The sequence below is a fragment of the Mycobacterium sp. ST-F2 genome, from assembly GCF_001905655.1.
Taxonomy (GTDB): Bacteria; Actinomycetota; Actinomycetes; order Mycobacteriales; family Mycobacteriaceae; genus Mycobacterium.
In genome coordinates this window covers 25668-32188 of the sequence record NZ_JMHT01000049.1, presented here as the reverse complement: position 1 = coordinate 32188, position 6521 = coordinate 25668, and the positions used below count along the sequence as shown (strand labels likewise).

Here is a 6521-nt window from a genome sequence, read left to right as displayed (position 1 = left end):
ACCCGCCAATTCTACAATTAATCAACTAATTTACGGCGCAGGACACTAGGAGTCTGCTGAATTAATCAGCGTGGCGGGTCGGCTTGTTGTGGGCATTCGCCGATGATTGAGGGGTGCAGGGTCGCTCTGATGATCAGCGTGAGTTGTTGGATGCCGAATCGGTGGCGGGCCATCTTCTCAAGCCCGACAGCATGTTTGCGTTCCTGGCGGCCCACCGTCGTGAGCTGTTTCCCGAGGAGATGTTCGCCGATCTGTTCCCGTCGCGGCGGGGCCGACCCAGCGTGCCGGCCGAGGTGATGGCCTCGGTGATCACGCTGCAGGCCCTGCACGGGCTCTCGGACAACGAGACCGTGGATGCGGTCACCTTCGATCTGCGGTGGAAAGCCGCCTGCGGGCTGCCGGTCACCGCTCCGGCATTTCATTCCACCACCTTGACGTACTGGCGGCGCCGGCTCGCGGCCTCCGATCGCCCCAACCGGATCTTCGAGGCCGTCAGGGCGGTGGTCGCGCAGACCGCGGTGTTGGCGGGCAAGACCCGCCGCGCGTTGGACTCCACGGTCCTCGATGACGCGGTGGCCACCCAGGACACCGTCACCCAGTTGGTCGCCGCGATCCGCCGGGTGCGCCGTGAGGTTCCCGGCGCCGCCGAGGTGATCGAAAACCATTGCACCGCGCATAATTACGATGACCCGGGTAAACCGGCGATCGCCTGGAACGACAAAGCTGCCCGCGATCAGCTGATCGACGCCCTCGTCGGCGACGCGCACCGGCTGCTGGGATATCTACCCGAGCAGGAGCTGGGGCCGCGGGCGGCGGAGGCGGTGGCCCTGCTGGCGTTGATCTCCGGCCAGGACGTCGAACCGGTCGAGGGTTCTGATGGCACCGACGGGCAGTGGCGCATCGCCCAGAAAGTCGCCGGCGACCGGGTCATCTCGACCGTGGACCCTGATGCCCGCCACGCCCATAAGACGGTGCACCGCCGCCAGGACGGCTTCAAAGCCCACATCGCGATCGAACCCGATACCGGCATCATCACCGACTGCGCCCTGACCAAAGCCAGTGGCCCGGATAACCACGAAGCGGTCGTCGGGCTGGCGCTGCTGGAGGATGAGCCGGCCCCAGTGCGGGTGCTCGGTGATTCGGCCTACGGCACCGGAGCAGCCCGCGCCGCCCTCCACGATGCAGGCCATGTCGCGGTGATCAAACCGCTGCCGCTGCGGACCCCGGTGCCCGGAGGGTTCACCAGCGACGACTTCGCCGTTGATTTCGATGCCCGCACCGTGACCTGCCCAGCCGCACACACCGTCCACATCGCGCCGAAAGGCGGCGCGAAATTCGAAAAGCACTGTCGCTCATGCCCTTTAATGACACAATGCACCACCGCGGTGCGAGGACGTCAACTCAGCATCAGCGAGCATGAACCGCTGCTGCGTGCTGCCCGCGCAGCAGCGCGCACTCCCGAGTGGCAGAACGAGTACCGCCAATACCGACCCATGGTGGAACGCTCCATCGCCTGGCTCACCCGCGGCAACCGCAAAGTCCGCTACCGCGGCACCACCAAAAACGACCACTGGCTGCACCACCGCGCCGCCGCCCTCAACCTGCGCCGGCTGATCACCCTGGGCCTGACGCACACGGGCACCACCTGGGCGATCGCCTAACGGCAGGTGACCAACCTCTTGCCACCCCAGGCAACCAATGCCACAGTCGATGCCGGCGGGGCGATCTCGAATCTGTCGACCTCCGGGTCTGACTTCACCCACGCGCCCAACAGCGCTTGAGACGCCCCGCCCCCAAACCCCACTAATTCAGCAGACTCCTAGCGGCGTCGACCAATTTGACTGACGGTCAGTTCCAGTCGACCAGGCCCAGCTCGATCAGCCGGGTCGCGGCGGCCAGGGCGTCGGTTCGGACTTGATCTGGATCGAAGCCGGTGGCGTCGGCGGCGGCGGTGATGAGGTCGCGCAGCGGCCGCTGCCCGTCGAGTTCCAGGACCACCGGCAGCGCCACTGGTGACACCGTCGCGCACACGCTGAGCCCCGGCATCGTCCACAGTTGTGTCGGTGCCGGTTCATAACCACCGTCGGTCCGGCTCAACGTCTGATCCAACCGGTTACCCGGTAGCGGTGTCAGCACCGCATCGAGCAGTCCGTCGTCGGTCAGTTGGGCCAACCGTCGCCGGTGCGCGAACGCCCGCTGAATCTGCTCGCTCGCCGAACCGGTGGGGGAGCCCGGCATGTCCTCGGTCCAGACGTGCCCGTCGCCGGTGTCGTTGCGCTGCATGATGATTGCGCCGGTCGTCAGCGCTTCGATGCCCTGGTCGCGGTAGAAGTCCAGCCAGCGGTCGAGAGCGGCAGCGAAATCGGCGGTGGCCCGCATGCTCTGCACCAACCAGGTTTCCGCATGCTCGATGGGATCGTGCGTCGCGAACCGGAGAACCCAAGCGTCACAACCTGATCCCGCGAACCACGACCGGACCGGCGCCACCCAATCGCCGTCTGCCGGATGTGGCCAACTGGCGAGCATCGTGGCCCACCCGCTGGGACGCAGCCGGGGCACGATGTCGTGGACCAGTTGTTCGCCGAGACTGCCCGGCCGTCGTGCCGCCTGACCGGCATCGCGCCACAGGTACGTGTTGTCGGGCGAGATGATGAACGGCGGGTTCACCGTGATCAGGTCGAAGGTCTGCTCGCCCACGGGTTCCAGCAGGCTGCCTTCGCGCCAGCTGACGGTGGTCAGGTCGTTGAGCACGGCGCCGAATTCGGCCAGCTGCAGGGCACGGGTGTTGACGTCGGTACCCAGCACGGTGGCCGCATGGCCGGCGGCCTGGAACGCCTGCACGCCGCCTCCGGTGCCGACGTCGAGCGCCTCGACGTCCGGCAGGCGCACCGTGAGGTCAGCCAGCGTCATGGATGCCTGTGCGACGGCGACGACGTGTTCCCGATCGGTCGGGCGCCCGTCCTGCCAGTCGTGCGCGACGAGCATGTCGTCGGCCCATCCGATGCAGACGGTGGCCTGCACCTGGTCGCCATTGGAGGTGAGCAGGCCGGCGTCGACGAGATCGTCAAGAGCCAACGGACGCAGCGCGTTTGCGGCGGCGCTGCTGGGCACGGCCAAGCCAGCCAGGAACAGGATCACCAGGGTGGCCAGCGGCTGGTCACCGAGGCGCTTGGCTAGCACCACGGCCTCGAGGACATTCGGCGCGATCCGTCCGCCGCTCAGCCCGCTGGATGAGTAGCCCGCGGCGGCCAGCACCTTGCCGAGGTCGGCGGCGCACTCGATCAGCCGTGCGCCGGCGGCAGTCACTTGTGGAACGGACTGAGGTTCGACAGGGTGAGCCCGACGTCGCCCTTCTGGAAGACATTGAACTTCTGGAAGACGTTGACCTTCTGCAAGTTGTCCCACTTCTGCAGATTTTGGAACTTGAGGAAGGGGAAGTTCACCTTCTGCATGTTCCAGAACTTGACGAACGGTGCGTTCAGCTTCAGGAACGGCGGCGGAGCGGTATCGACGCCGCCGACATCGCAACCTGTTTCACAGGTTGCTGGCGCAGCCGACGCGGGTGTTGCGGTGGCCAGTGTGACGCCGGTGGTGGCCGCGAGCGCCACCAACGACAAAGTGATGGTCCGGTTCAATTTCTCGCTAGCCATGGCAGCCTCCCGATGAGCCACACGGTGCAAAAACCTGCAGGTCAGACTCTATCAGCGCGCCGGTAAATGAACCTAGGAAAATATGCTCGTATGGTTCGCGCTCAGCCTCGCGGTTGGGTCAACAGTGCCACGACGGCGTCGGTCAACGCCGCGCGGGCGACGTCGAGATCCGATGTGAAACCGATTTGCCGTTCGTTGCTGAGGCCGCGGATCGCGGCGGGCAGCAGGCACCGTACCCGGTGCAGTTGGTCCGGGTCGACGTCGAGGCCGTCCATCAGATAGTCGAAACCCTGAATCCAGTCGAGCTCGCGCGCCGCGAAAGCCGCTGCGGTGCGCGGATATTCGGCAGCGATATCGGAGCGCCGGGCCGGCAGCGACGTGCGCAGCGCGGTCAGGGCCCGCCCTTCGGTGGTATCCAGGTAGCGCCAAACGGATTCGATGGCCCCTTCCACCCGCTCCCGTAAGGTGCCGCTACGGGGCGTGTCCGGCCCCGAGGCCCAACTGCGGGAGTGGATTTCGGTGATGACCGCGACCCAGAGCCCGTCCAGGTCGGCGAACTGATGTTGCACCGTGCCCCAGGTGACGCCCGCATCCTTGGCGATGCGGTTCGCCGACACCGGCTCGCCACCGCTGTCGGCCAGACAGCGGATGGCGACGTCGAGCAGGCGGGCCCGGGTTTCCAGGCCGCGCTTGTTCAGCTTGGTGCCGGCGCCCGACTCGGTGACGACGGCCTGCCACTGCTCCCGGGCGAGGGTCGCCTGCGGGGAGTCGCGGGCCGGACGGTCAGGCAAATCGGCCCGGATTCGCGGCGACGGCCCGGTGCAGCGTCGGCCGGTTGGCCCGGTAGGCCTCGACGACGGGCGCCAGTTCGTGCGGACTGGCCCCGTGCATGATCACCGAATGCACGCCCAGATCATACTGGCGGGCAATGGTTTTCGCGCAGTCCTGCGGCGAGCCCTTGGCGACGGCGTCCAGCCACTCGGTGGGGATCAGCTCGGCGATCCGCTGCAGCGTCTCGAACGACGCGCTTGCGTCGATGGGTCCGGCGGTCGCCGCATCGGTGAACAGGTCGGACTGCCGGATGCGATCCCACGTCGCCCGGTCCCAGCCGTTGGCCGAGACCAGGACATCTGGGTACGCCTGCAGGTACGTCGCGAGCCGTCCGACGCCACGCCGGATCTGATCGTCCTCGGACAACGCATCGGGGACCGTCGCCAGGCAGGCCCAGATGCGGACACTGTCCGGATCCCGGCCGGCCTTCTCCGCGCCGCGGCGTACCGCGGCGACAGACTTCTCCGTCGCCTCGTCGGAGAAGAACGTATGCAGCACAACGAAATCAGCGATCTCGCCGGCCAGCTCCATCGTCTTCGGGCCGACCGCCACCAGGCCGATCGGCGGCCCGTCTTCCAGGCCGTTCACGTGGCGCAGCATGGGCCACTTCCCGGCCGGGCCGTCGTGATCGAGGATAATCTCGCCGGTCCACAGACGGCGCAGGATGCCGAAGAAGTCGCGCAGCCGCGCCTCGGTCACGACCGGCAGGCCGATCGCCTGCCAGTAGGGACCCATCCCGCGGCCGAAGGCCATGGCGAACCGGCCCTCGGTCAGGGCATGCATCGTCGACCCGATGGTCGCGGTGACCGTGGGGTGCCGGGTGTGGTGATTGGTCGACGGCGCGATGCCCAGCGTCGTGCTGGCGCCTGCCACCGCGCCGCTGAGGACGCCCGCGTCCTTCACGGTGAAGCGCTCACCGATGTGGCAGGAGCCCAACCCGAGCGCCTCGGCATCCCGGGCTTCGGGCAGCACCACCCGGGTGTCCGCGGGATGCCGGGTGACGGCGTAGTAGCCGAGCTCGTTGAGCTGGTCCAGCGTGCTCATGGTGCGCCTTTCATCGGAGACGCTTAGCACTGTTAACCATCTAGTGGGTAATTGTCAATGAGGGTTCTCAATAACTTGGAGCGTCTGCCGATGCACCCGCCGCGTCGATGCTCGGGAACCGGGCGTGCAACCGGTCGATCAGAAATCTGGCCTCATCCAGGTCGCGCCGCAGCTCCCGGGCGCGCCGGCGCATCGACCGCGCCCGCTCTGACCAGGCCGTCGCGTCGGGCAGGGACTCGACCCTGGTCAGCCTGGATGCGAGGTCCCAGGCATGCCTACGCAGCTCGGCGCGCAATGCCCGAGCTTGTGCCACATCGGCATCTTCAGTCACGCCGCCATATTTACATGACGGTCAATTGGCCGCATGGCCAATTGGTTAGATTGACTTTGAATCGTGGTCTACAGCGGGCGCACCACCCGGGCCGGCGACCCGACGGCCAGCACACGCGGCGGCAGGTCGCGGGTGACGACGGAACCGGCACCCACGACGGTGTCGGCGCCAATCGTGACGCCGGGGCACACGATGACGCCGCCACCGAGCCACACGTTGTCACCGATCGTGATCGGCTCGGCCGCTTCCCACTTGTCTCTCCGGGGCCCCGGCTCGAGCGGGTGAGTGGCCGTCAACAGTTGCACGTTGGGTCCGATCTGGACGTCGTCGCCGATGCTGATCCGCGCGACATCGAGCAGGATGAGCCCCCAGTTCGCGAAAGTGCGTGCCCCGATGGTCGTTTGGTAGCCGTAGTCGCACTGCAGCGGCGGCCGGATCTCACTGCCGTCCCCGAAAGCGCCGAGGAGTTCTCGGAGTAGACGGTTGCGTTCGTCGAGGTCGGTGGGATCGAGCGTGTTGATCCGGTGGGTGAGCCGCTGTGCGTGTTTGGACTCGCGGATCAATTCGGGATCATCGGCGAGGTACAGGTCACCAGCGAGCATGCGGTCGCGCATCGAACGAGCCATGACTCCACGTTAGGTGCGCCCGGCCGGCTGAACCTTTTT

At 66.9% G+C, this 6521-nt stretch carries 7 protein-coding genes; 1 reads left to right on the top strand and 6 read right to left on the bottom strand.

All coding sequences use genetic code 11. The features are described from left to right. Window positions 1–113: 113 nt before the first annotated feature. Complete coding sequence (locus tag EB75_RS17970; RefSeq protein WP_073696697.1) at window positions 114–1661, top strand: IS1182 family transposase; 1548 nt, start codon at window positions 114–116, stop codon at window positions 1659–1661. 187 nt (window positions 1662–1848) lie between these two features. Here EB75_RS17970 and EB75_RS17965 read toward each other — a convergent pair whose 3' ends face one another. The 6 genes from EB75_RS17965 to EB75_RS17940 all read right to left on the bottom strand — a co-directional run bounded on the left by EB75_RS17965 (window position 1849) and on the right by EB75_RS17940 (window position 6482). After that, window positions 1849–3306, bottom strand: a complete 1458-nt coding sequence (locus EB75_RS17965) for a DUF7059 domain-containing protein (protein WP_073696696.1) — start codon at window positions 3304–3306, stop codon at window positions 1849–1851. Next, entirely contained in the window at window positions 3303–3650 is a 348-nt protein-coding gene (locus EB75_RS17960) for a hypothetical protein (protein ID WP_073696695.1), read from the bottom strand. Before EB75_RS17960 ends, EB75_RS17965 begins: the two co-directional genes overlap by 4 nt. 101 nt (window positions 3651–3751) lie before the next feature. Then, window positions 3752–4441, bottom strand: coding sequence for a TetR/AcrR family transcriptional regulator (locus EB75_RS17955; RefSeq protein WP_083612390.1), 690 nt, complete (start codon window positions 4439–4441; stop codon window positions 3752–3754). Continuing rightward, window positions 4434–5525, bottom strand: a complete 1092-nt coding sequence (locus EB75_RS17950) for a TIGR03857 family LLM class F420-dependent oxidoreductase (RefSeq protein ID WP_073696694.1) — start codon at window positions 5523–5525, stop codon at window positions 4434–4436. Before EB75_RS17950 ends, EB75_RS17955 begins: the two co-directional genes overlap by 8 nt. A gap of 67 nt (window positions 5526–5592) precedes the next feature. Next, window positions 5593–5856 (bottom strand): hypothetical protein, encoded by a 264-nt coding sequence (locus EB75_RS17945; RefSeq protein WP_073696693.1) that lies wholly within the window; start codon window positions 5854–5856, stop codon window positions 5593–5595. A gap of 68 nt (window positions 5857–5924) precedes the next feature. Further along, a complete protein-coding gene (locus EB75_RS17940; RefSeq protein ID WP_073696692.1) occupies window positions 5925–6482 on the bottom strand; it encodes a sugar O-acetyltransferase in 558 nt (185 codons plus the stop codon). Between the last annotated feature and the right edge of the window lie 39 nt (window positions 6483–6521).

What these genes read in the sequence shown, in the direction of transcription:
- EB75_RS17960 (WP_073696695.1), bottom strand. Translation starts at nt 3,650, where the DNA reads ATGGCTAGCGAGAAATTGAACCGGACCATCACTTTGTCGTTGGTGGCG.
- EB75_RS17950 (WP_073696694.1), bottom strand. Translation starts at nt 5,525, where the DNA reads ATGAGCACGCTGGACCAGCTCAACGAGCTCGGCTACTACGCCGTCACC.
- EB75_RS17940 (WP_073696692.1), bottom strand. Translation starts at nt 6,482, where the DNA reads ATGGCTCGTTCGATGCGCGACCGCATGCTCGCTGGTGACCTGTACCTC.